25 protein-coding genes are annotated in these 25,368 nt (G+C 51.5%); 1 reads left to right on the forward strand and 24 read right to left on the reverse strand.

Features of this window, described 5'->3' with window-relative positions; genetic code table 11:
• Positions 1-5: 5 nt before the first annotated feature.
• From recN to CLFS41_RS27690, 24 genes are all read right to left on the reverse strand, one after another.
• Positions 6-1,664 carry a DNA repair protein RecN gene (gene recN, locus CLFS41_RS27575; protein WP_045094190.1) on the reverse strand — a complete coding sequence of 553 codons (1,659 nt, stop codon included), beginning with the start codon at positions 1,662-1,664 and terminating at the stop codon, positions 6-8.
• A gap of 84 nt (positions 1,665-1,748) precedes the next feature.
• A complete protein-coding gene (gene argR, locus CLFS41_RS27580; protein WP_007860440.1) occupies positions 1,749-2,201 on the reverse strand; it encodes an arginine repressor in 453 nt (150 codons plus the stop codon).
• A gap of 1 nt (position 2,202) precedes the next feature.
• The gene (locus tag CLFS41_RS27585; protein WP_007860441.1) at positions 2,203-3,045 is read right to left on the reverse strand and encodes an NAD(+)/NADH kinase; all 843 of its coding nucleotides are present in this window, start codon (positions 3,043-3,045) and stop codon (positions 2,203-2,205) included.
• A gap of 13 nt (positions 3,046-3,058) precedes the next feature.
• Positions 3,059-3,943, reverse strand: a complete 885-nt coding sequence (locus CLFS41_RS27590; RefSeq protein WP_045094191.1) for a TlyA family RNA methyltransferase — start codon at positions 3,941-3,943, stop codon at positions 3,059-3,061.
• 10 nt (positions 3,944-3,953) lie between these two features.
• The gene (dxs, locus tag CLFS41_RS27595; RefSeq protein ID WP_045094192.1) at positions 3,954-5,828 is read right to left on the reverse strand and encodes a 1-deoxy-D-xylulose-5-phosphate synthase; all 1,875 of its coding nucleotides are present in this window, start codon (positions 5,826-5,828) and stop codon (positions 3,954-3,956) included.
• Between the two features lie 30 nt (positions 5,829-5,858).
• Positions 5,859-6,770 (reverse strand): polyprenyl synthetase family protein, encoded by a 912-nt coding sequence (locus CLFS41_RS27600; RefSeq protein ID WP_007860444.1) that lies wholly within the window; start codon positions 6,768-6,770, stop codon positions 5,859-5,861.
• Positions 6,763-7,038, reverse strand: a complete 276-nt coding sequence (gene xseB / locus CLFS41_RS27605) for an exodeoxyribonuclease VII small subunit (RefSeq protein ID WP_045094193.1) — start codon at positions 7,036-7,038, stop codon at positions 6,763-6,765. Before xseB ends, CLFS41_RS27600 begins: the two co-directional genes overlap by 8 nt.
• Before the next feature lie 3 nt (positions 7,039-7,041).
• Positions 7,042-8,313: an exodeoxyribonuclease VII large subunit gene (gene xseA, locus CLFS41_RS27610; protein ID WP_045094194.1), complete on the reverse strand. Its 1,272-nt coding sequence runs from the start codon at positions 8,311-8,313 to the stop codon at positions 7,042-7,044.
• 3 nt (positions 8,314-8,316) lie between these two features.
• Positions 8,317-8,787 carry a transcription antitermination factor NusB gene (nusB, locus tag CLFS41_RS27615; RefSeq protein ID WP_040415120.1) on the reverse strand — a complete coding sequence of 157 codons (471 nt, stop codon included), beginning with the start codon at positions 8,785-8,787 and terminating at the stop codon, positions 8,317-8,319.
• Between the two features lie 216 nt (positions 8,788-9,003).
• Positions 9,004-9,387 carry an Asp23/Gls24 family envelope stress response protein gene (locus tag CLFS41_RS27620; protein WP_007860452.1) on the reverse strand — a complete coding sequence of 128 codons (384 nt, stop codon included), beginning with the start codon at positions 9,385-9,387 and terminating at the stop codon, positions 9,004-9,006.
• Positions 9,388-9,479: 92 nt separating this feature from the next.
• Positions 9,480-12,527, reverse strand: coding sequence for an efflux RND transporter permease subunit (locus CLFS41_RS27625; RefSeq protein WP_045094195.1), 3,048 nt, complete (start codon positions 12,525-12,527; stop codon positions 9,480-9,482).
• Between the two features lie 2 nt (positions 12,528-12,529).
• Positions 12,530-13,600: an efflux RND transporter periplasmic adaptor subunit gene (locus CLFS41_RS27630; RefSeq protein ID WP_045094196.1), complete on the reverse strand. Its 1,071-nt coding sequence runs from the start codon at positions 13,598-13,600 to the stop codon at positions 12,530-12,532.
• A 29-nt stretch (positions 13,601-13,629) separates the two neighbouring features.
• Positions 13,630-14,247 carry a TetR/AcrR family transcriptional regulator gene (locus tag CLFS41_RS29215; RefSeq protein ID WP_048929801.1) on the reverse strand — a complete coding sequence of 206 codons (618 nt, stop codon included), beginning with the start codon at positions 14,245-14,247 and terminating at the stop codon, positions 13,630-13,632.
• A gap of 202 nt (positions 14,248-14,449) precedes the next feature.
• Positions 14,450-15,025 (reverse strand): TetR/AcrR family transcriptional regulator C-terminal domain-containing protein, encoded by a 576-nt coding sequence (locus CLFS41_RS27640; RefSeq protein ID WP_007860460.1) that lies wholly within the window; start codon positions 15,023-15,025, stop codon positions 14,450-14,452.
• A gap of 171 nt (positions 15,026-15,196) precedes the next feature.
• Positions 15,197-16,072 (reverse strand): SpoIIIAH-like family protein, encoded by an 876-nt coding sequence (locus CLFS41_RS27645; RefSeq protein ID WP_007860462.1) that lies wholly within the window; start codon positions 16,070-16,072, stop codon positions 15,197-15,199.
• Between the two features lie 17 nt (positions 16,073-16,089).
• The gene (locus tag CLFS41_RS27650; protein WP_007860464.1) at positions 16,090-16,827 is read right to left on the reverse strand and encodes a hypothetical protein; all 738 of its coding nucleotides are present in this window, start codon (positions 16,825-16,827) and stop codon (positions 16,090-16,092) included.
• Positions 16,781-17,515, reverse strand: a complete 735-nt coding sequence (locus tag CLFS41_RS27655) for a stage III sporulation protein AF (protein ID WP_007860466.1) — start codon at positions 17,513-17,515, stop codon at positions 16,781-16,783. Before CLFS41_RS27655 ends, CLFS41_RS27650 begins: the two co-directional genes overlap by 47 nt.
• A gap of 56 nt (positions 17,516-17,571) precedes the next feature.
• Positions 17,572-18,843, reverse strand: a complete 1,272-nt coding sequence (locus tag CLFS41_RS27660; protein WP_045094197.1) for a stage III sporulation protein AE — start codon at positions 18,841-18,843, stop codon at positions 17,572-17,574.
• On the reverse strand, positions 18,840-19,226 hold the full coding sequence (locus tag CLFS41_RS27665; protein ID WP_007860470.1) for a SpoIIIAC/SpoIIIAD family protein: 387 nt from the start codon (positions 19,224-19,226) through the stop codon (positions 18,840-18,842). The genes CLFS41_RS27660 and CLFS41_RS27665 overlap by 4 nt, the downstream gene beginning before the upstream one ends.
• Before the next feature lie 17 nt (positions 19,227-19,243).
• Positions 19,244-19,438 (reverse strand): stage III sporulation protein AC, encoded by a 195-nt coding sequence (gene spoIIIAC, locus CLFS41_RS27670; protein WP_002569682.1) that lies wholly within the window; start codon positions 19,436-19,438, stop codon positions 19,244-19,246.
• 80 nt (positions 19,439-19,518) lie between these two features.
• Positions 19,519-20,049: a stage III sporulation protein AB gene (locus tag CLFS41_RS27675; RefSeq protein ID WP_007860498.1), complete on the reverse strand. Its 531-nt coding sequence runs from the start codon at positions 20,047-20,049 to the stop codon at positions 19,519-19,521.
• 17 nt (positions 20,050-20,066) lie between these two features.
• Complete coding sequence (gene spoIIIAA / locus CLFS41_RS27680) at positions 20,067-21,053, reverse strand: stage III sporulation protein AA (protein WP_045094198.1); 987 nt, start codon at positions 21,051-21,053, stop codon at positions 20,067-20,069.
• 113 nt (positions 21,054-21,166) lie between these two features.
• Positions 21,167-22,150, reverse strand: coding sequence for an alpha/beta hydrolase (locus CLFS41_RS27685; protein WP_045094225.1), 984 nt, complete (start codon positions 22,148-22,150; stop codon positions 21,167-21,169).
• 56 nt (positions 22,151-22,206) lie between these two features.
• On the reverse strand, positions 22,207-24,162 hold the full coding sequence (locus tag CLFS41_RS27690) for a DUF6320 domain-containing protein (protein ID WP_330376671.1): 1,956 nt from the start codon (positions 24,160-24,162) through the stop codon (positions 22,207-22,209).
• A 127-nt stretch (positions 24,163-24,289) separates the two neighbouring features.
• Here CLFS41_RS27690 and CLFS41_RS27695 point away from each other — a divergent pair, with 127 nt between their 5' ends.
• Positions 24,290-25,354: a D-cysteine desulfhydrase family protein gene (locus tag CLFS41_RS27695; RefSeq protein WP_007860505.1), complete on the forward strand. Its 1,065-nt coding sequence runs from the start codon at positions 24,290-24,292 to the stop codon at positions 25,352-25,354.
• Positions 25,355-25,368 lie beyond the last annotated feature (14 nt).

Raw genomic sequence — 25,368 nt, forward strand, 5'->3', positions numbered from 1 at the left:
CTGTTTTATTTTGTTCTGTCTGCCAATTCCTTCATCTCCAACGCATTTTTGCGCACTGTTTCCGTAATCCGTGCGCCGCCTAAGAGTCTGGCAAGTTCCTCCACCGATGCTTTCCGGTCCAAAAGCCGTATGGTTGTGAGAGTGCTTCCATCTTTGGCAGATTTTGATATCTCAAAATGAGCGTCTGCCATGGCTGCGATCTGGGGAAGATGGGTGATACAGATGACCTGGTGGTTCCCTGCAATATAGGAAAGCTTCTCAGATACCTTCTGTGCCGTCCTTCCACTGATACCAGTATCGATCTCATCAAAGATCAGGGTTGGAATATCGTCTGAATCAGCAAGCACGGTCTTAATCGCCAGCATGATCCTGGACAGTTCTCCGCCGGAAGCCACGTCTTTTAGCGGCCGCATAGGCTGCCCGGGATTGGTGGAAATGATAAACTGCGCCTCATCCCATCCAGAAGGGCCGAAATGCTCCATCTGCCGGAACTCCATATCAAAATCCACATCCAGAAAATTCAGGTCAACCAGTCCCTGTTTGATTTTTTTTACAAGATCCCTGGATGCCTTTTTACGTATCTCAGTTAATTGTGCACAGAATCCCTCCAGATGATTCACACACACTTCAAGCTCTTTCCTGGTCTGTTCCCTGTGAAAGTCATAATCCTCCAGTTCATCCAGACGCTTCCTTTTTTCTTCCAATTTTTTATGGATCAGAGGCACCGTTGCGCCATATTTTGCCTGAAGGTTGTGTATCAGGTCCAGACGCTCCTCTGTCTGGCGGAATGTTTCCTCGTCAAATTCCATGGAATCCATGTAGGAAGATATCTCCCGTTTGGCGTCCTCCAAAATGGAATCCGCATCATAGAGCTGGTCCCGTATCCCTCCCAGTGCTCCATCATACTCTGCCACCCGCTCAACCTCCCTCAGGGCACGTGAAATCCATTCCCCCTCCACTGCCTCATAGGCTGCACCCAGGCTCTCGGCTATTTTCTGGGAGTGGGCAAACCTGCGGTAGACCGCGGTCAACGCTTCCTCCTCATCTTCCTTTAAGGCGGCATCCGCAATCTCCTGTATCTCAAAACGAAGGAAATCAGTCTCCCTGATACGGCTTTCGCTGTCCATGTCAAATCCCTCCAACCGCTCCTTCAGGGTGCGGTAGGTCTGGTATTCCCTGTATATATTCTGTTTTACCGGCTGGGAATTGGCCTTTATATAGGCATCCAGGATTTCAAGATGTTTGGATTTGTACAAAAGTGACTGATGCTCATGCTGGCCATGGATATCCAGCAGCAGGCCTGTGATCTGGCGCAGTCTGGCCGTGGTAACTGTCTCGTCATTGATACGGCTCACACTCCTGGAAGCCATGATCTTGCGCGAGACAATTACAAGCCCATCTTCTGTGGGTTCTACCTCCAGCGCTTTTAGGGCTTCTGTTTTTTCCTGTCCTGAAACGGAAAACACAAGTTCAATATAGGCATAATCCGCTCCATGGCGTATGCTTTCCCGGGAAGCCTTGCCCCCCAGCGCCATGGTCACGGAACCGATGATAATGGATTTACCGGCTCCTGTCTCTCCGGTGAGTATGTTGAGCCCTTCGCCGAACTCCACGTCCGCCTTCTCGATCAGGGCCAGGTTTTTTACATGCAGCTCCAGTAACATAATGCACCTCTTTCATTGACGCTAAAACGTATCTGAACACCGGTTAACGCTAAAGCATGTCCCCTGCACCCCCTGGGACATGTCTTAATCCTCCACCATCTTCTTGATCTTCTCCATCACAATAATCGTATCATCCACGCTGCGGATGGCGCACATAATGGTGTCATCCCCTGCAATGCATCCCACTATCTCAGTAAACTGAATGGCATCCAGGGCAGCTGCCACCGCCATGGCCATGCCTGAAACAGTTTTGATCACCAGGATATTCTGCGCCATGTCCATGGACATGAAACCGTCCTTTAATATCCGGATAAACTTGATAGCCGAGGTACCCCTGGGGCTTTCCAGGACCATGTACCGCTGCCTGCCGTTTTCGGACTGCATCTTGGTCAGCTTCAGCTCCCGGATGTCCCGGGAAACAGTTGCCTGAGTCACATTAAAGCCTGACTCATTCAGTTTTTCAGCCAACTCCTCCTGAGTCTCTATGTCATATTTACCGATTAATTCTACGATTTTACTGTGCCTCTCTACTTTCATGTCATATTCTCCCCAAATGATTGCTGAGATTTTGCATAAATGATACCTGTTTTAATTTCACCATAACCGTCTCCAGATGGGAACACTCAATACAAATGCTGTCCCCTGCGGACAGCTCCATGGAACTGTCCCCGTCAAAGGACACCACCTGGCCGCTGTTTAACAGCCTGATCTCTATCCTGTCCTCGGGCGCCAGAACAATGCTCCTGGCATTAAGTGAATGGGAACAGATGGGCGTCAGCACCATCATCCGGGCCGAGGGGGCAATGACCGGGCCTCCCGCGGAGAGATTGTATGCCGTGGAACCCGTGGGTGTTGCCACCAACACCCCGTCCGCCGCGTATTCATTGAGATATTCGTCATTGACGTAAACGGAATAACGCAGGACCTTCAGAGGATCCTGCCTGGTAACTGCAATCTCATTCAGCGCAATGTCCGACAATACAGGCTCCTTATCGTGAAATGCCGTTCCCTGTATCATCATCCGTTTTTCCAGCTGATAACGGTCCTCCAAAAGCGCATCCATAACAGGGGCAATATCTTCCTGCCTGCTGATCTGGTTCAGGTAACCCAAATGGCCACGGTTGACGCCAACCATAGGGATCCCCCTTCCGGCCAGATCCCTGGCTGCCTGGATCAAGGTCCCATCCCCGCCGATGGTGATAACACACTCCGTATTCTCCGGTACCATCCCGGAATTTGTATGGGTGCTCTCCCTGTCCCGCAAAGATGCGCTGTTCAACCTGCACACAGCGCCCTTTGCTTCAAGGTATGTTTTGATAAACACCTGAGCGTCTTTTACATATTCCTTGCTCAGATTGGCAATAATATAGAAATATTTCATTGTTAGGCTCCTGTTATTTATCCAGTGAAGTGTGTGCTTCCTCCACAACCATCTTGGGATCCACCGGCACGTGACTGTAGATTACGGTTTCCTCATCTGCAACTGCATCATGGTCCCCGGCATGATACCCATCATGATTCCCATCATGATCCCCAATCTGGTTTCCGCCATGGTTCTGAAGATAAAGAAGGTACTCAATATTTCCTTCCGGTCCCTTAATAGGGGAATATTCCAGGTTCAGCACCTCAAACCCTATGCTGAGCGCATACTGGATCACCATCCGGATCACTTCCAGGTGCACACTCTTTTCCCTGACAACCCCTTTCTTGCCCACCTTTTCACGTCCCGCCTCAAACTGCGGCTTGATCAGGCACACAATCTGTCCATCCTCTGTAAGCAGCGCCTTCACCGGTCCCAGAACCTTGGTAAGGGAGATAAAGGACACGTCAATACTTGCAAACCGGATCCTGTCCCCAATATCCTCCGGGGTCACGTAGCGAATATTTGTTTTTTCCATACACACCACACGGTCATCATTCCGCAGTTTCCATGCCAGCTGTCCGTGCCCCACGTCCACGCTGTACACCTTCACTGCCCCGTTCTGGAGCATACAGTCTGTAAATCCTCCTGTGGAAGCCCCCACATCCATGCAGACCTTTCCCTCAAGCTCCACGCCAAAATGACTCATGGCTTTTTCCAGCTTCAGGCCTCCGCGGCTCACATACTTAAGAGTGCTTCCCCTGACTTCGATCTGAGCCGTATCGTCAAAGGAGGTTCCCGCCTTATCCTCCTTTTGTCTATTTACATAGACGATTCCTGACATGATCAGGGCCTTGGCCTTTTCTCTGGACTCAGCCAGACTTCTCTGCACCATAAGCACATCCAAACGCTCTTTCATCTTTTCCTCCCTAGTTCAGCCCATTCATCCATCCTCCGGCCTTCATGGTCCTTATGATGGAATCACTGTCTATTCCAAGTCCTTCCCTCAATATGGAAACATTACCATGTTCCACATAATCATCAGGCAGGGCCACATTTAACACCTTGATATGTGGGTAATTCTGATGGATATACGCAGTCACCGCCAGCCCATATCCTCCCTGAAGGACATTCTCCTCCAATGTTACGATCAGGCCGTGATTCCCGGCCAGACGATCTATCAATTCTATGTCAATGGGCTTTACAAAGCGGCCATTGGCAAGGGAACATGCATAGCCTTCCTTTTTCAGCTTCTCCCTCACATGCTCTCCTGTGCTCACCATACTGCCCACTGCCAGCAGCGCAATATCCTTTTCCTCGTAAAGCATCTCGCCTTTTCCGTAGGCCACCGGCTGCCTGAAATCCCTCAGTCCCCGGTATGCTTCTCCCCTTGGATAGCGCACGGCCAGGGGACGGTCATACTCCATGGCAAATTCCAGCATGGCCCTCAGCTCCCACATGTTTTTGGGAGCCATGACGCTCATGTTGGGGATGGACGTAAGAAAGGAATAATCAAATATTCCCTGATGGGTTTCCCCATCGCTGCCCACAAGGCCTGCCCGGTCCACCGCAAACAGTACGGGAAGGTTCTGGATGCATACATCATGAAGGATCTGGTCATATGCCCTCTGCAAAAAGGAGGAATAGACCGCAACCACCGGTTTTAATCCGGCTGCCGCCATGCCTGCCGCAGAGGTCACCGCATGCGCCTCCGCAATACCCACGTCAAAGAAACGGTGGGGATACTTTTTTCCAAAGGCAGTCAGCCCCGTACCATCGGGCATGGCTGCGGTCACAGCCACCAGATTGGGATACTGCTCCCCCAGCTGACAGATCTTCCTGGAAAATACATCCGTATAAGATGGATTCTTCTGCTCCGACAACGGCTTGCCCGTGTCCACGTCAAACGGACCTACCCCGTGGAAGTGGGAAGGATTCTTCTCAGCCGGCCTGTAGCCTTTACCTTTTTTTGTGATCACATGGACCAGGACAGCGTGGTCCAACTTCTGTGCTTCCCTTAGCACTTTGCACAGGGCGGGGATATTATGTCCGTCCACCGGCCCCAGATAGGTAATGCCCATATTTTCAAAAAGCATGCCTGGTATGAACAGCTGTTTGATGCTGTTCTTGGTGCGCTTGATCTTATCTATCATCACAGATCCCACCACCGGTATCCGGTCCAGGGCATCTGCCACATTCTTCTTCAGGTCATTGTAACCGCTGCCTGTGCGCAGGCCATTTAAGTAGCGGGACATGCCCCCTACATTTTCCGAAATAGACATATTGTTGTCGTTCAGCACAATAATGAAATTCCGCTTCATTCTGGCGGCATTATTAAGGGCCTCGTAGGCCATGCCGCCTGTCAGGGCCCCGTCTCCGATCACTGATACCACCTTGTAATCCAGTCCCTTCAGATCACGGCCAAGAGCGATCCCAAGGCCTGCTGAGATGGAAGTGGAACTGTGCCCTGTGTCAAAGGAATCATAGGGACTCTCCTTGCGCTTTGGAAATCCGCTGAGTCCTCCGTATTGGCGCAGCTCATCAAACTCAGCCATACGCCCGGTCAGGATCTTGTGGGTATAAGACTGGTGCCCTACATCCCATATCACCTTATCCTCCGGGAGGTTGAATGTGAGATGCAGGGCAATGGTCAGCTCCACCACACCCAGGTTGGAGGCCAGATGGCCGCCGGTATGGCTGATCTTTTCGATCAGGAATTCACGGATCTCCTGGGACAGTTTTTTTAATTCCTCGGGGGGAAGAGACTTTAACTCCTCCGGCCCCTTAATATGCTCCAATATCATATTGATGTTTCTCCAAATGGTTATACCGGCTTATTTCTGCCTGTGGATCAGCAGATGGATCAACTGTTCCAGGAAATCATTGTTCCCGGGCAGTTTATTCAGTTCCTCTATGGCTTCAGCAGATATCTTCTCCACATCCTGCTTTGCCTTTTCCAGACCTTCCAGTGTCACGTAGGTGGTCTTTTTATTCTTTTCATCGCTGTTTACCGGCTTGCCGATGATCTCTTCGCTGCCGGTCACATCCAGGATATCATCCTGGATCTGGAATGCCATACCGATCTTGGACGCCAGGGATTCCACGATCTTGCAGTCCTCATCCGCAGCCCCGCCCAGCACGGCGCCGATGAGCATGGACGCCTCAATCAGGGCGCCTGTCTTCAAATGATAGATAAAATCCAGCTTGTCCGCCGGAATCGGTCCGCCTGCCAGTTCAACATCCACCGTCTGGCCGCCGATCATACCATACACCCCGGTCTTTCGTGCAAGGATCCCTATGGCCTTTCCAATCCTGGAGAGTTCATCCGGATCCACACTGGTCTCAAATGCGCAGGAGGCCGTTTCAAATGCATACATCATAAGCGCATCTCCTGCCAGAACGCCGATATCCTCCCCGAATTCAGCCCATGTGCTGGCCTTACCCCTGCGCATCATATCATCATCCATACAGGGAAGGTCATCATGCACAAGTGAGGAGGTATGGATCATCTCAACCGCTGCCATGAATGGTATCACAGATTCCAGAAGGCAGCCTGTAAACAGGCGGCACATCTCCTGCATCAGCATGGGGCGCAGGCGCTTGCCGCCGGCCCTTATACTGTAATTCATAGCTTCCAGGATGGTCTTCTGATGGCCGGTTTCTTCCGGAAGATAGGTTTCAATTAACTTTTCGATCTCTGCTGTACGTTCGTTCAGTTCCTTCTTAAATGTTTCCTTATCACTCATTTTCATCACCCTCGCTCAATATCTGAATTTTCTTTTCTACTTTATCTATCTGGCTGTTCAGAGACTTCACCAGCTTCATACCTGCCTCATAACAGGCAAATGATTCTTCCAGCGTACTGTCCCCTGCCTCCAGCTTTTTTATGATCTCCTCCAGCTGTACAAAGTTTTCCTCAATGCCAGCCTGCTGTTCTTCCTTACAAGCCTGCCGTTCTTCCTTGCCAGCCTGCTGCTCTTCCTTTTCCTGTGTGTCTGCTTTCCTGCGCGGCATGCCTTATCCCTCACTTTCAAACACGTGTTCAACCTGGGCCTCGATCCGGCCGTCCCTCACGCTGATTCCTATTATGTCCCCGGGCTTTGTCTGGGCAATGGTCCTGACGGCATTTCCCCGTGTATCCGTCACAAACCCATATCCGGCGCTGAGCTTCTTAAGAGGGGACAGTGCCTCCAAACGCCCGGCGCCAAGGGCCAGGCGGTGCTTTCCTGCTTTCAGGCTTCCCTCTATTAAAAAACTCAAACGTTTTTCAATGTCTGTCAGGCGCCTTTTGTCTGACCCAAGCCGTTCCTTCATGATCCGCTCCATCTGGCTCTCAATATCAGCCAGCCTCTGTCTGCGGTCCACCAACTGCCGCTCTGGACTGTGAAGCGTCAGCCGCATCTTTCCCTGTTCCAGGCGGAACGCAAGCTTCTCAACCTTCCGCTCCATGGAACGGTTTAAGACCTGGCTGTACAGCTTTACCTGTTCTTCAAACTGGCTGAGGTCAAACACAGCCAGCTCTGCTGCCGCGGACGGAGTCGGCGCCCTCAGGTCGGCCACGTAATCCGCAATGGTCACATCGGTTTCATGGCCAACGGCTGAGATGATGGGAGTGGTACTGTTAAATATGGCTCTGGCCACCATCTCCTCATTAAATGCCCAAAGATCCTCAATGGAGCCTCCGCCCCGGCCCACAATGATCACATCAAGTCCCATGCGGTCCAGGGTTTCGATCCCTTTTACAATGCTGAACTTTGCCCTCTCTCCCTGGACCAGGGCAGGGTACAGGATCAGCTGCACATAGGGATTCCTTCTGGCGGAAATATTCATGATATCCCGGATGGCAGCCCCGGTACTGGCCGTGACGATCCCTACCTTTAATGCATATTTGGGTATGGGCTGCTTATAACAGCCGTCAAACATGCCCATGTCCTCCAATTCATTGCGCAGCTTCTCAAAACGGGCAAACAGATCGCCTCGGCCTTCCCTGGTTATCTCCTTTGCATAGAGCTGGTACCTGCCGTCCCGCTCATACACGTCCACATTACCGGTGACAGTAACTTCCTGGCCTTCCTCCAGTTCAAAGGTCAGCCCCTTTCTCTGCCCTGCAAACATGACGGCGGCAATCTGTGAGCCGCCGTCCTTCAGGGTGAAATATATATGACCGGATGTGTGATATTTACAATTAGAGACCTCGCCCTTGATAGAAATACGGTTCAGTGCGAAGTCCTGTGTAAACATGTTCCTTATATATGCTGTTACCTGTGTTACGGTATAAACGCTTGCCATGTGTTATGCCTGCTCTTTGCTTTCCTTACCTATGAATCTTGCAAGGATCCCATTGACAAATGCCGGTGAATCGTTGCCGCCAAACTTCTTGGCCAGCTCCACGGCCTCGTTGATGGACACCTTTTCCGGAATGGTATCATCATACGCCATCTCGAAGAGCGCCAGACGCAGAATCGTAAGTTCCACCTTACCCATGCGCTTTGTCTTCCATCCGGCCGCCACCTCGTTCAGCTTTGCATCAATCTCAGGAATCTTATCTATTATGTTTGCTGTTCTTGCCTGAAGATATTCACTGTCCTCGGTTTTTAATTCTACTTTATGCAATACCTGAAGAACACCCTCTGTGTCTACGTCTTCTTCTTCCGGCGACTGGAAATACTGATCCAGCTGGGCGATGGCCTCTTCCTGGGTGGGATAGAAGTCTGCCGAGAACAACATTTTAAAACAGTGCTCCCGCAATTCTCTTCTGGTCATTTTCTCTTCTTGTACGTAAAAGCCGATCCATGTAATGTTCACATCCTCAGCCTTTGGTACATTTTCCTTTCTTCAATGTTGGTTGGTTCTCCCCCTGAAAAAGGAAGTTCCGTTGTAGACATTATAGCAAAACCACTGCATAAAAACAATAAAAAATGTATAAAACACTCCCTGAACAACGCTCCAGGGAGTGTCTTATCCATCTTATATACGCTGCTACTTGCCTTCGTCCATGTTGACACCGGCAATCTTTATGTTCACATCCAGCACGGTCAGCCCTGTCATATTCTCGATGGCTGCGCTCACCTTGTCCTGTACCTGCTCGCTTACGGCCGGTATATTATACCCATACCGGATGTTCAGGGAAAGATCCACGGACACATGCTCCTCCGTCACATCCACCTTCACTCCCTTGCTCAGGTTCTTCATTCCCAGCTTGCCTACCAGTTCGTTGGTAATGTTGCCCGCCATGGAGTCCACACCCTCCACCTCAGTGGCAGCCAGTCCGGCTATGATCGCCACCACCTCATCCGCTATCTGTACTTCGCCGATCTTATCTTTCTCGTATAATTTATGGGTACTGCGATTTTCCTCTGCCATCACAATTTGCCTCCTGTTATGACTTGTAAACTATTATTTTACTATTATAACAAAAAGGGCGAAATATGTATAGGTTAATTTTTCCGACAGTTTTAGTCTGAAATATTCTCCTCATCAAGTCCCAGGCTCTTTCGGCCCAGGTTGTAAACCAGTTTATAGTAAGTGGGAAGCATGATCAGGGTCAGTGCCGTGGCCGCGATCAGACCGCCCACATTTACAAGGGCCAGCCCCTGCATCATGGCTCCCGCCTTTCCGTAAGCCAGCGCATTGGGCACCATGGATATGACCGTGGTCAGGGTGGTCATGAAAATGGGTCTCATACGGATGGCGCCTGCTTCCACCAGCGCCTGGTCCAGAGGCATTTCCGCCAGCAGCTGGTTCACGGTTTCCACATAGAGGATCCCGTTATTGACCACGGTTCCTATGAGCATCAGAAATCCCAGCATGGAAACCATACTGATGGGACTGTCCGCCGCGAACAAGAGCCCAAATGAACCGATCAGGCTGAAGGGAATGGTGGTCATGACCATCAGGGAAAACTTGGGTGATTCAAACTGGATCGCCATGACAATAAATATCAGGAACACGCCGGTTCCCAGCGCACCTCCCAGCGCGCCCAGCTCTTCTCCCATCATTTCATCCATGGAATTGGCAGCCGGCTCCACCTCCGCCGGAAGTTCCCATGAATCCACAAACTTTTTTACATTTTTTTCAGCCGTCTTTTTATAGTCTGCCTGTGGTTCCATGGTGATGGCTACCTGGTACTGCTTATCCTTCCGTTCAATCTGCTGGGGACTGTCCTCATAATAAATATCCCCCAGGTCTTCCAGAGGAAGAGTTGTACCCGTGGCCGTGGTGATCATCATTCCCTGAAGTTTATCAATGGTATCGTACCGGTCCGGCGCATACTCCACCCGGATATCCACGTCCTCACCATTGATGCGCACGGTGGAAACATCCATTCCGCTCAGGCTGCTGTATATGACCGAGCCGATGCCCGCAGGTGTCAGCCCCTCGGCCTGTGCCTTCACAGGATCGATCTTTACCTTGATGACCGGAGCCGCGTTTTCAATGGAGGAGTGGACCTGCATCACATCCTCCCTCTCCCGAAGGGCGTCAGCCAGCTCATCTGCCGCCATTTTCAGCGCGTCATAGTCCGTGCTCTGCAGGTCGATCTCGATCTGGTCGCTGCTGCTCATGGCTGAGGAGCTGGTGGTGCTTCCCTGCTCCATCGTAATGGAGACATCCTTATACCGTTCCATCTCCCGCCTCCATTGGTCGATCACTTCATCGGTGGACAGTTTGCGGTCATCCTTCAGATATGCGTTCAGGGTAGCGCCACCCCCGCCCGTACTCAGCCCGCTGGAGCCATATGTTAAAAGGTAATGGTCCACGGACTCGTCATTTATGATCATGTCCTCCACCTGTGCCAGAGTCTCATTGACCGATTCAATGGACAGTCCGGGTTTTGTCTTGACAGTCACCTGTACGATCCCCTCATCCACGGATGACATGAGATCCACATTCAGCCTGGAGGCTAAAAGAAAGGCCGCTGCCAGCAGCAGGACACTGGTACCCATGATCAGCCTGGTCCTGGGTATGATGGAGGGCATGTTTTTGCGGTACCATGCCTGTAGGGATTTCATCAGGCGGTTTACCGGGGCATTTTCTTTTTCCATGGGATGCCACTGGTAATAACACAAAGGCACAATGCTCACTGCCGAGAACAGGGAGGCGATCATACAGAAGACAATGGTATACCCCAGCTGCTTAAACAGCTGTCCCGACATTCCGCTCAGCATTGCCAGGGGAAGGAACACCACGCAGGTGGTGATCGTGCCGCCTGTAATGGAGCCGATCATGGTACGGCTGCCCTCAATGGACGCGTCATAAAAATTATGTTTTTCCTTTGCCCTGAAACAGCCGTCCAGCACATTGATGGAATTATCCACCATCATGCCCACGCCCAGAACCAGGGATGTGAGGGAAATAACGTTTAAGGAAAATCCCATGGCGCTCATGGAGATCAGAGCCAGCATAATGGAAATGGGAATGGAGGTTCCAACGATCACAGATGCCCGCAGGTCGCCGTAGAACAGCCACAGAACGATCATGGAAAGGATCACCGCCATGATCATGGTTTGAAATACGTTTGAAATGGATTCCGTGATCATCTCGCTGGAATCATTTACAACTGTGATCCGGATTCCCGGGTTGACGGCCTCAATCTCCTGGATCTCCTTCATAACGTCCCTGGATACATCAATAGCCGTGGAACTTTGCTGTTTTTTTACGCCCAAGGAAATGATATCACTTCCATTGTAGCGGCCAATGGAATCCGCATCCTCCAGGGCATCATACACCTCTGCAATATCGGACAGATGGATGACATCCCCGTTTGCCAGCGGAATAGCCACGGACTTCAGGCTTTCCGCATTGTCATAGTCATTGCCCACACTGACATCCAGGTTCTGTTTTCCGACCTTTACCTCACCTGCCGGAATGGTAAAATCCGCTGCTCCCACGATCTGGCCCACTGCAGACATGGTGAGATGATACTGCTCCAGTTTTTCCGGTATCAATTCCACCCTGATATAGCTTTTCTGGCCGCCGGACAGGGACACCTCGCCCACGGACCCCAGTTTTTCAAACAGTGGGACCACATTGTTGTCCACATATGTATAAAGGTTTCCGTCCACCTGCCCGCTGACCGCCAGGGTCACCACCGGCTGGGCGTTCAGGTCCAGTTCCATAATGGTGGGTTCATTGGCATCATCCGGCAGATCGCTGCGGATGCCGTCCATGGCCTTTTTCAGATTGATATAGGCTGTATCAATATTGGTTCCGTATTCATACTGGACCATGATCACCGATACATTTTCCTGGGAGTAGGACTGTATTGTGTCCACACCGTCCAGGGATGTGATGGCATCCTCCTGCTTCATGGTGATCAGTTCATTGATATCATCCGGGCTTGCCCCTGCATACACGGTACTGATGACCAGCATGGGCAGCTCCATCTCCGGGGTCAGCTCAACCTTGGTTCCTAAAAGGGACTGGATCCCGAAAAAGAAAATAGTGATAAGGCACAGGATAATGGTAGTGGGCCTTTTTACTGCGAATTTAGTGATATTAACCATCCCTATTCACCTGCTTCCCGGGTATCCAGTATCACCTGCGCGCCGTCCAGGAGTTCATTGCTCCAGCTGGTGATCACCAGACTGCTGCTGTCAAGACCTGATATTACCTCCATGCGTCCGGAGTCATAGATACCGCTTACAATCTTTGTTTTACGGGCGCTGCCGTCCTGGTAGCAGTAAACAAATGCTTCACCGTTGTCATAGTTCACTGCGTCCACCGGCACGGTCATCACAGACCTGGCCTGATCCATCACCACGGTCAGTTTCACCTTTGTTCCGCTGGTCAGACCTCCTGTCTGGCTGATCTCGGCTTTGACGTCATAAAGGCCGGTGGAAGGATTGGCCATGGTGCCCACCTCGGTCACCTGCCCCTCATAACTGGTTCCGTTCTTTTCCACGGAAACAGTGTCTCCTGCTTTCATATGTTTTAATATTGTTTCCGTGATCCCGAACTTTACCTGGAGCTGTTCACCTGCGGAGATAACACAGATCTCCGCTGATGTGTCCACATGGTCATGTGGTTCCACATTCCTTGTCTCCACCACTCCGCTGATGGGCGCCTTTACCGTGGTATAATCAAGCTGCAGCTCATACTGGTGCTTTGCTGATTCATAGGCGATCTGCGCACTTTTGGCAGAATCGCGCGCCTGTTCAATCAGCTGCTGTGACACATAGCCGGCAGCGTAAAGGGGCTCCTGCCTGGCCAGCTCCCTGGCCGCTTCATTGGATGATACGCTTGCCGCATCCATCTGCAGTTTTAAGGATGTGAGCACATCCGAGTCGATCCTGCACAGTTCCTGCCCGGCCTGCACATGGTCCCCGGCCTGAAAATACACCTCCAGAATCTCCCCTCCTATTTTGGGCTGGACCGATGCCCTGGACCGGGGCTCCACCGTACCTGTCAGGTCCGTATACAAAATAATATCCCCTGTCTCAGGATGTTCCGCCGATATGGTAGGACGGTTTTCGTACTGTGCCGGCTGTTCCATTGACTTTATTACATTCCATCCGATCCCCGCTGCTGCCACAAGTACAAGTCCTCCCGCCAGCAGCCTTTTTGTTGTTTTCCTCATGTTCACGCCTTCCTTTCTGTTTGGGGAAATTAAGCCCCGATTCCTTTTTCCAGTATATCCAGCTGTATCTCAGCAACTTTATTCAACTCATCCCCCTGGCTTGTGTTCCCGCAATATTGAAATAATGTCTTGAAAATGATCATGATACCAATATCGATGGCACAGGTCAGATATTCCTCATCCAGCCCCGGATACGCGGACGGATCTATGGTCTGATAACACTGTTTCCCCCTGTGCCTGCGGCGCTCCTCGCTGTAGATCTGCATCTCAGCCATGGTAAAGATCCGTTCCACTTCCCGGTCCTCTGCGGATTGCTTGCGGATCCTGTTAAGGAGCGCGCCTGTATCGTCCCGGGTAAACATATGAAACACCCGTTTCATGCTGTTGCCAAAGCAGCCGTCTTCCTCCTGAAATGCAAGGATCAGCAATGATTCCATATGATCCAGAACCTGGCACAGCATATAGGAAAACAAATCTTCCTTTCCGTCAAAATACGTATAAAAGCTGGCGCGGCTGATTCCCGCTGTCTTGGCAACACGGCTTACGGTTATCTCCGAATACGGGACCCGGAGTATCTCCTGCTTCATTGCATTTACGATCAACTGCTTTTTGTAAATGCACAGGTTTAAAAATTTCTGTGTTGGCATGTACGCTCATCTCCTGTATCCTTCTTCTGCTCCCTTTATGGCTGCCGGTGCTGCTTTTACTGTGCAGCACCAGCATATAATACAATCCACACGGTCTGTTCTTCAATGGTCAAATAAGGGCCGGGTGCACAATTTTTGTGCACCCGGCCCCTATTTGTACTAAAACCAGACAAATTTTTAATTGATAGATACGTTGATCCTCTTATTCCGGATTGCGGGCGCTTCTCTCAAGGGCCATAACAATATCCCCCTCGAACAGCACATCCATCCTGTTCATTCTTTCCTCCAGGTCATCCTTCATTCCTTTTTCCAGCCACTCCGCCATCATCCCTGCGTGGGCATATTGGTAAAATGAAATGATCAGGTCCTTATCCCGCTCCGACACATTCATCCCCTCTGAAAGCCGGTCGATCAGGTAGTGCCCCAGAACGGAGGAGGATTTATCCAGATACATCTTGACCTCCTGCACGCCCGCAGACTGGTACAGGTTAAAAAACAACTCCCTGTTGTCCAAAATATACCTCATGCCTGCCCTTCTGGTATCCTGCACGCTGTTTCCGCTCTGCATATTAAGTTCAAGGGTCTCGATCATCTGCTCTACTCTCTGGTTCAGCATTTCTTCCAGTACATCGTATATGTCTTTAAAATGATAGTAAAAGGTATTCCTGGATATCTGGCACTTATCCGTGATCTCCTTTACGGTGATCCTGTCCACATTTTTAACCCTTGCCAGTTCCTCAAACGCTTTTACAATCGCCATTTTAGTAAGTGCCGCCATATGTATCCCCTTTTTTATCTTTTCGATCTGCAAAAAATTATACTACAGGGCCTCCCATCACACAAGCAAAAAAATACACTCTTCCATAATAAACAGTGTATATGCAAAACAGGGGCACGGATATCCATGTCCCTGTTCAAATCCATTTTCATATAAGCGCTTAACTCTCCGTTATTCCGCCATATTGAGCAGTGTGATAATAATCTGGTCAGCCCCAACCTCTGCCTTGCGCTTTACGATATCCTCGATCTGTGCGCGCTGGGGATCGGTTATGGACGGGGCATTGATCACAACATCTACCTTATCCTGGGTGATGCTCACCACCGGGTCTGAGAAGCCTTTTGCCATCAGGAGGGTTTCTGCGGCATTTTCCTTCTCGGAAACCTCGGTCAGTTTGATCATATCCTGGATTGCCTGCTGCTTGGCAGCCTCATCAATGCTGGTGCTGTTGATCAGGGTCATCAGGGTCTCCTTATTCTTTGCACGGATCTGTTCCCTGCTGAGCTGCACATTTGCTATGTAATCAGCCACGCTCATCCCGCTGGTCAGGACCGCTTCCCCCGGGTTCTCAAGGCCGGTTTGGGCTGAACCGTCTGTTCCTGCCTGAGCCATCTGTCCCGCGTCTGCTGTCTGTCCTGCGTCTGCGGCCTGGGTTGCTTCCTCAACCGCTGCGTTATTCCCGGCCTGAGCCAAAGCTCCTGCATCCGTTCCAGGATCAGCTGCCGCCTGGGCACCGTCCGCATCGCTGACCGCATCCAGATCCGATGGATCCTGGTCAAGACTGGGTATTTCCTGAAGTCCTGACTGTCCGGTCAGGGAAGCTGCCTGATTCTCCGCCAGGATATCCTCATCTGATATGTCCATGGCCCCTGCCTCGTACACCGTGTTTCCGTTTGCCAGATCCTTTTTCCCCGCATAGTTCAGATATCCTGCCGCTGCGATCATGACAGCCAGCGTGGTGATGATGATCTGGTTCCTGCGGAACAAACGTTTCATGTTCATGTCCTTCATATGCTCTTTGACCTGTTTCATATTCTTGATTTTCATATCCTGCACTCCTTTATTTATTCCACCCTCTTTAATACTTTTATTTTATGTGGGGGAAGGCCAAATAATGCTTCCATTGCCTCAGAAATTTCAGCTTTTATCGTTGGACTGCCTCCGCCCTCCGCGCTGATGATGATTCCGGAGATCTCCGGACTCAGTTCTTTCTCTATGATAGGCACGTTCCCGCTTCCGTTGGAACCTGAGCCGGACAACACCGTGCTCTCATCCGACTGGCTGTTTGCAACTTCCCTGGTGCCCCCGCCCGAATCCTTTTCCTGGGTTGTGCTGGAACTGGTGGATCGGTCTACCCTTACCACCTTTTCACTGGAGGATTTTAAGACCACCATAACATCCACCTTTCCCACCCCGTCCACTGACTTAAGAAGGTTCTTGATCCGGTTTTCCATCTGGGTCTCATAGGAACCTTCCCCGCCAGGAGACGCTGATGCGGGATATGCAGGATCCCCCTCACTGTTTTCAGAGGAACCGCCGCCCATGTGATCCTGGCCCAATGACCCGAACATGGAGGACTCTCCGGTCTGTGCCGGATCCTGTGCGTCTCCGGTCCAAAGGGGCACCGCCCCCGGACCCTGGCTGTCTGCAGCAGTCTGGTTCTCCTTCCCTTTATCCTTTTTCTGGCTGCCCGGCAAAGGAAATGACAGGATCATCAAAAGAACCCCTATGAGCAATAACAGCAGCCACTTTTCCTTAGTCATTTTTCCACTGAATTTGGATATGCGATTCTTCAATCCCATAATACCCCGCCACCTTTCCCGTTAAACGGTGAATGATTTGATTCCTGCCCCCGGCAGCTTCCCCTCCCCCAGATGATCCGTTTTCCCCATCATCTTCCCTGCCACCTCTGCGGCCGTCACCCCGGCCATCTGCCCGGTCACCTGCCTGACTCTCTTCCCCAAGCTCCACCGGTTCCACCATGATACTGTCCACCTGGTTGGCCTCCACGTTCACAGGGCGGCTGCCCATATAGTCTTCCTTTCCCTTTTCTTCCCCTTCACTGCGCCGGATCTGCATCTGAATGTCCGTCACCTGCCCATATGTGCTGCTGTTCCTGTCACTGTCGATCTGCACCCTGGCATTGACACAGGCAAAGCCGTCAGCAGCGGCCATGGCTGCCACATCCTGTTCCACAGCCTCCTCATACTTTCCCATAATACGGTCCAGCCTCTTGTCATCCATCTCCCACAGCTGGCTTTTTAGATCCGCCGTATCATTATACAGGGAAATGGACCGGAACATGGAGGATATCTGTTCATCCAGGCGCAGCTTACCGGTCAGAGGGCTTACCACCAGGAGGATCAGCACCATTCCGGCAAAAAAGCGGATATATTTCTCATATTTAGAGTCTGCCAGAAGGTTGCTCACCACGGACAGGAAGATCATATAATATATGATGTTTTTTACCCAGCTGTAGACAGACTCCATACAAACCTCCATTTAAATAATTTCAGAAATCATCCGGCGCTCTGTTCACTCAAACTCTAGGATGCGAAATAATTCACATTCGTGGATGCACAGGTAATGGCAATGGATATCATAAACAGGAACATGGAGTACAGAACGATCTGGATCAAAAGCTTGTGCCCCTTGGACACCCCCGACACGCAGGACACCACCCGCTTGTCGCACACCGGCTGCATGACGGCAGCCACGCACTGGTAAAGTACCATGAGCACCATGAGTTTTATAATGGGGATCACGGTGATCACTGCCAGCACCACCACGGCCGCCGCTCCCATGGTATTCTTGATCAATACACCTGAGCCCAGAACCATCTGGGCCATGGCTCCGGCCCCCTGGCCCAGACCCGGTATAATCTCCAGCAGCCGCTTCATTCCCGCTTGACCGGCCGCATCCGCATAGGGTAAAATCATGGACTGAATCAGATGGAACCCCACCACCAGGCCGGTAAGTGTCTTAAGGCCCCATCCCACTGCCTGTTCCAGAAGTTCCGTAAGCTTGGTTAGAAGGGCTTCCTTCACCACATGACTGCCCAGGACCATCAGCACGTAGATCTTCACCATGGAAAGCAGGACCGTACTGCAGATCCACTGGACCAGGGTCACTGCCCCCAGCATTCCTTCATATAGCGCCAGGGCGCTCATGCTTCCCCCGGAAAATGCCACCGACATAAAGTATGCGGGCATCATCAGCTTCATAAATTCCAGGATCTGATCCAGCACTTGGGCCGCCACCTGAAGGCTGGCCGCAAAACTGGCTGCCAGACATGTAAAGAGAAGGATGTAGGTTACAAAGAATCCCGTATCTGAAGTCTGTCCGCCCTTAAACACGGATGATACATTTGAAAACACAGCCCCTATGATCCCAATGGCCGCCACCTGAAACAGCATGTGCCCGCCCCTTCTCACCTCGGAAAACAGCGTGTTCTGAATCCCTGCTCCCGCCTGTCCCAAAATCCCTTTCAGATTTCCCTTGACCAGCTCCTTCATCAGTTCCCAGAAGGAAAAATTTCCCTGGATCCCATCCTGCTGTCCCATGACTTCGTTTAAAAACTGCTGAAGCCCTTCCATCTCATCCTGGATGCCCAGTTCCTGGGCCGCATGGTCCATGTCCGTTCCTGAATCTTCCGAAACGCTCCCATCCAAAACGGACGGCAATCCGTCCATATTATAAGCAGAGGTATCCGCGGTAACGGCCCAGGCCATTGCACTGCCGGCTCCAAAGGCAGAAAGCAGAATGACCAGGCCCGTGACAACAGCTGCCTTTGTAAACCATTTTTCCGTCCCTCTCATGACAAAAATGTCTCCAGGGTGCCAAACAGGGCCAGCAGGATGGGCATGCTGATGCCCAGTATGGACAGCTTTCCAAAGATCTCAATCTGGTTTCCCAGGGAGCCATATCCCGCATCCTTGCAGATGCCTGAGGCAAATTCCGCCACATATGTAATGCCGATCATCTTGAGAAGGGTCACAAGATACACGCTGTTTACCTTTATGTATCCCTGGATCTGTTCCAGCGCATCCAGGATCGCCCTCAGCTTGCCAGTGCCGTAAAAAAAGATAAAAAAGCCTGCCGCCATGACCATATAGGCCGCATACTCCCCTTTGATCCCCTTTAACTGCACTGCCAGCAATACGGTGGCAATCCCGGCTGCCGCGATTGTGATGATTGTCATACAGCCACCGCCTTTCCCTATAACGCAAACAGGTTCTTCATGGTTTCAAACAGATCATATATGTATGGTATCATCCAGAACAGCACCAGGACCAGCCCTGCCAGGCTTGTCAGGAATGCCTGTTCATCCCTGCCGCTGTGTTTTAACACCTGGCAGATTACGGAAACCAGGATTCCAACTGCCGCTATTCTAAATATCAGATTTACACCCATTTGCCGTCTCCTCAACTTTTAATATTCCATTTCAACACGCGCCGGAGCGTGATCCGGCATTCGTACATCATGATCCGGTATTAATACATCATAATGACAAGGAACATACCCCCCATAATGCCAAGGCTGGTATAAAGCCTGCATTTTTCCCTCTGGTTAGTCCTCAGATAATCAATGGACAGATCCAGCTGTTCTAAATACAGCTTCAGGGTACGCTCCTGCATGTCCACATCCAGATACCCCAGATGTTCCCCCAGGCCGGTCAGCTGTTCCAGATCCTCATCTGTGAGGGGAAGCCTTACCTTAGGAGAGGAAAGCAGCCCTACCTCCCTGCTCCATATCTCCTGAAGGGATTCCCCTTCCTGGCGGCAGATTCCCTCCGCCGCTGAGGTAAAAAGCGTTCCCAGCGGACCGGGGTCCCGCTTTCCCACACGCTCCAGCCCTTCGGCCAGAGGCGCATGGCTGTATGTGATCTCACCTTTTAAAAAATAGATCATCTGCCGCAGCTTCTCAAGCAGGCGGAGCCGTTCCCGCCACTGCATGGCTGACCATACGCCAAATCCGCCTGCCGCAAACAGTACCAGCAGGCTTCCCAACCACTTAAATGCCATGGCTACCTCCTCTCCCTTCAGCTGCCCGGATCTTTTTCCCCATAAAGGACATTTCCGCCCCTGTCCCATATGGATCTCACATGCCCCGGCCCTCCCCGGCTGTCTAACAGGATCAGCCGCTCAAAGGTGCCCTGGGCCAGAAGTTCTCCCATGCAGGGCTTCTGCCTGATGTCCTCCAGGGAATTGCCGTGAATGGTTGCCGCCAGGGAACAGCCGCAGTTCCTTACATATTCAATGGCTTCCATATCCTGGCGGCTTCCGATCTCATCCACTGCGATCACCCCCGGCGCCATGGTGCGCACCAGCATCATCATGCCCTGGCTTTTGGGACAGCAGTCCAGCACATCCGTGCGCACTCCAAGGTCATTCTGGGGAATGCCCTGATAGCAGGCCGCCAGCTCCGACCGCTCATCCACCACGCCCACGCTCATGCCCGGAATCCACCGGTCCCTGCTTCTTCCGTTGGAGACCTGGCGTATGATATCCCGGAGCAGTGTGGTCTTACCGCATCTTGGAGGTGAAATGATCAGGGTGTTCAGGAAACGGTCCATGTACAGGTAATCCATAACCGGATCCGCACAGCCCAAAATCTCGTGGGCCACCCGTATATTGATAAAGGAAATGAATTTCATCAGCCGGATATCCTGCCCCTGGACCAGTGTCTTTCCCGCCACTCCAATGCGGTGCCCTCCCTGTATGGTCAGGAATCCCTGCCTCAGCTCCTCCTCCTCCGCGTAAAGGGAAAAACTGCTCATATACTCCACGGTTTCCTTCATCTGGGATTGGGTGACGGTAAGAAATCCATTCATGTCCAGACCGCCCTGATCCTGCCGAAGCCTGCCCTCCCTGGTCACCAGGTATTCCCTGTTCTCGCAGATCATCATCATCGGCTTCCCTGATCTCAGGCGTATTTCCTGCACTTCCTTAAAGTCCACAGGGACCTGTCCCAATATGGTCCTCAGTTCCCTGGGAAATATTTTTAATATCTCTTCCTTCTTTGCCATGAGCTTCACCCCTTTTACCTCAATATATGAGACATGCCTGAAAATATGACTGGAGCCCATCTGAAAAAATACAAAAAAATAAGAAAATGCAGAATCACATTTTCTTATCCCTTTTATTTTTCGTTTTTTGTTCTGTTTGTCCTCTTGACCTTCCTTACCACACGGCCTTCCGGCTTTCTGTCGATCCGGAACACGATCTGCATAAACCTGGCCACTTCATCCCAGGCCTCCCGGCTTTCGGGTATCAGATCCATGCTCATCTGGAACACATGGAACATTCCCTCGTAAACAGACACGCGGCGGCGCACCCCCGCTTCCCTGGCCTTTTCAGCAACCGACAGCGTATCGCTGAGAAGCATCTCAAAGCTTCCTGCCTGAAGCAGCATGGCCGGAAGTCCCCGAAAATCCCCAAAAATCGGGGAAAGATATGGGTCCTTCGGATCCGCATCCCCCACGTAGGAGGAATTGTACAGCATACTCTCCCTGGTATTTCCAAATAATGGGTCTTTTTGGAAATTAAATTCATAACTGTCACCGCTGCATGTGACATCGGCCCACGGGGACATAAGCACCAGGCCGGCCGGCTGGGGAAGCCCCCTGTCTCTGAGGTAGAGGCACAGGGCAAGGGCAAGACCTCCCCCCGCTGAATCCCCGGCCACCACGATCTGCCCCGGCCTGTAATGCTTTTCTTTGACCAGCCACTGGTAGGCATGGATGGCGTCCTCCAGGGCCGCAGGGTAGGGATCCTCCGGAGCCACCCGGTAATCGATGGTCAGCACATCCCCCCCAAAGCTTAGGCGGGAATAGCGCACCGCAAATTTGCGGTAAATATTTTTCATGGGACCAATATAACCTCCCCCGTGCAGCTGCAGCACCACCCTTCCGGTGACCACACCCTCGGGCTTTAGGTATTCCATTTTAAAGGGGTCATTTTCAATGATCTCATATTCGTAACCGGACGGGCAGACCCAGGCCGGCTCTACCGGATTTTTCCGGAATTCTCCTGTCTTTATCGGCTTTCCCAGGGAGGTTTCCATAATATCGTGGATCATATCGCGCATCAGGCCTCCCCGGATGCTTACCTTTTTACTCCGCATACTGTCTGTTTCCTCTCTGTCTGTTTCCTCTCTGTTTGCTCCGCCCCGGCATCTCATTACAGGTGGAACCGCCGGATCAGCTCGTTCTTTACGCCCCTGTCTCCCAGGAAAATGGTCATGGCCAGGATAAACACGGTCAGAACCACGGTTATCACAGCCATAAGAGGCCGGGTTACAAGTCCCGCCGCCCACAGGATCAGCGGGATAAAGCTGAAAATAGTAATGGCCAGCTGATACATAAAATAACTCTGCCAATTCAGCCTGTTAACAAGGATCAGGAACACAACCGCCACATCCGCGAACAGGATGGTTGCGGGAACGGCATAATTTACAGACCATCCCTCATATCCCAGCACCCAGTCGATCATCACCAGAAGCACCTGCATTCCAATGGTTTCTATCATCACTGTCTTGCCCAGATTGGCATGGCGCAAAATGGAATAGCGCATGGTAAGGCCAGCATAGGCAATGCCCGGAATGGCGATACCCGACCACCACAGATGGTCATAAGTGGCTATATTCACAAGTCCCAGGACAATGGCCATGGCGGCCAGCACCCCATAAAACAGATAGACCAGTTTTTTCCATTTATTTTTATCATACTCGATCACTGGATAATTCCCCTTCCAGCACAGGGGCTTTACAAGACCGTTGCTTTCCAGCTCCGCTGGAACCCCATCCTCTTTAAGGCGCTGAAAAAAGCAGTCCTCCAGGCGGTCATCATCAAACACCTTGGTAAAGGTAATGGTGACCGTGTCACCGTAGGCGCAGATCCCGCATTTGGCCGGCTGGCGTTTGGATACGCCGATGAGCAGAAGGAAGTTCTCAATCTCCTCCTGATATTTCTCATCCATGGATATGGGGCCGATATTGGACAGGGTAATGGTATGGGCCCTGTCATTGCGTTTAAAGATAAACCCAAGGGCCAGCCATTTGACACAAAGGGGCAGTATACGCACATACCACTTCTTTTCATTGGATACATTATAGGAAATGGTCTGCTCCAGCTTTTCCTTGACGATCTTTTCATCCATCTGGGTACATACAGAGGCAAGGATGGAGTCAAAATCCCCGTTTCCCTGGGGCTGACCATAGTAAATGCCTGTTACCGCAAAAAAATTGGAGGATGTGTCAGACCCAAAAAAAGCCCTGAGGTTAATGGGAAGGTTGACTTCAATCCGCTGGGGGCCGGGCTTACCGTCCATGTAGACCTGGCAGATGGACCAGATCAGAGAGGCGGTCAGGTATTTTGTGACACTCACCTTCCGGGCGCGGCATGCCTGCTTCAGATCCCGTATATTGACACGGCCGTGTATGACGCTCTCCCCTCCCAGGGGAAGATAGTTTCCCTCCAGATGGTAGGCCGGCTTGGAGCTGTACCGGGTCCGCGGCATTTCCCTGTAATTTTTCAGATAGCTGTCCTCGATCTTATCAGCCGGCCCCTGCTCCTCCTCCCTGAGTTCCTGCTGCCGGCCGCTTCTCAAATCAAGATACCGGGCAGTGAGCTCACGGATAAAGTTCGTGGCCCCCATCCCGTCCGTAACAGCATGAAACACTTCCAGGTTGATACGGCATTGGTAATAGCTTACCCGGAACAGGTACAGCTGATTACTTTTTGGATCAATATAACGGCAGGGCCAGGTGTTTTCCTTCTCTATATAAGGGGTCCGTTTATTTCCCTCAAAATAGTACCAGAAAAAACCCCGCTTTAACTTGACTTTAAATCCTTTAAAGCGCGGCAGGGTATCTTCCAGGGCCTGCTGAAGAAGTACTGGATCGATTTCATGTTTTAATACGACTGATATGCGGAATACGTTGCTCAGGTTTTCGTTGGCGATCATGGGGAAGATCTTTCCCGTATTGTCCAGCCTGTGCCAGCGTTTTCCCTGGGGATTCTTTTTCATGAACCTGCCCCCTTCCTTTTCTAAATGACCGTCCTCCGGCACGTTTTGCCAAAGTCTCAGGTTTCGCTGCTCTCCCGGCTCACCGTCTACGTGGATATTATACCCCACACGCTTATCATCCTGCAATCAGATTCTGTTTATACTTGATACACGCTTTGTGGAACCGGTATTTTATGGTATACTATGGTCATCGGTCACATAGGTATACATGATCAAAAGGACGGAGGAATAAAATATGGACCATTTAAAAGAAACATGCGCTGCTGCGAGAAACCTTCTAAAACAAATGCCCAAGGCAGACCTGGGGTTTTTCCCTACTCCTCTTTACAAGCTGGACCACCTGTCAGAGGAATTGGGCGTGAATCTGTATATTAAAAGGGATGACTTTACAGGGATGAACCTGTTTGGCGGAAACAAGATCCGCAAACTCCAGTATCTCATCGGGGATGCTGCCGCAAAGGGATGTGAATATGTGTTTACCTTTGGAGCGACCCAGTCCAACCACGCCATGCAGACCGTTTCCGCCTGCCGCCGCTGCGGACTAAAGCCCGTGCTGTACCTGGTAGCGATCGTGGAACCGGACGAGGAGGATCTGCGCTCCAACCTGCTCCTGGATAGGATCATGGGGGCGGAGATCCACGTGGTAAGGATGAATCCGGGCGAGGAGGAAGCGGAAGCGGAGGAACGCTCCGTCCAGATGGCAAGGGAACATATGAAACAGCTGGAAACCCAGGGACACAAATGCTACGAGGTGCCCATGGGAGGAGCCAGCCCGGTGGGTTCTGTGGGCTTTATTGAAGGTTTTGTGGAATTTGCTGAACAGGTGGCTGACATGGGTATCCACCCTGACTATATCTTCCACGGAACCGGAACCGGCGGGACCATGGCAGGGCTGGCCGCCGGCAAGGTGCTGACCGGCCTGGATACAGAGATCATCTCCATCAATGTTAGCTGGAAGGATGAAGGCTATCCCAAACGCACCCAGGACCTGGCCAATGAAAGCCTGGCGCTTCTAGGAGCGCCTGTATCAGTGGAAGCTTCCAGAGATATCCATACGGACTTAAATTACTACCTGCCCGGCTATGAGATCCCCAGCGAAAGCGCCACCGAAGCCATCCGGCTGCTGGCCCAAACGGAGGGTCTGTTCATTGACCCGGTGTATACTGGGAAGGCATTTGCCGGAATGCTGGATCATATACGAATAGGCAGGGTTCCCCAGGGCAGCACCGTGGTGTTCTGGCATACAGGAGGGGCCACCGCATTGTTTGCGGAAAAGGAGATTTTGGGGGAGATCCTGTAGCCGCCGGCAAAAAA

Source organism: Clostridium sp. FS41 (assembly GCF_000954015.1).
GTDB lineage: Bacteria > Bacillota > Clostridia > Lachnospirales > Lachnospiraceae > Enterocloster > Enterocloster citroniae.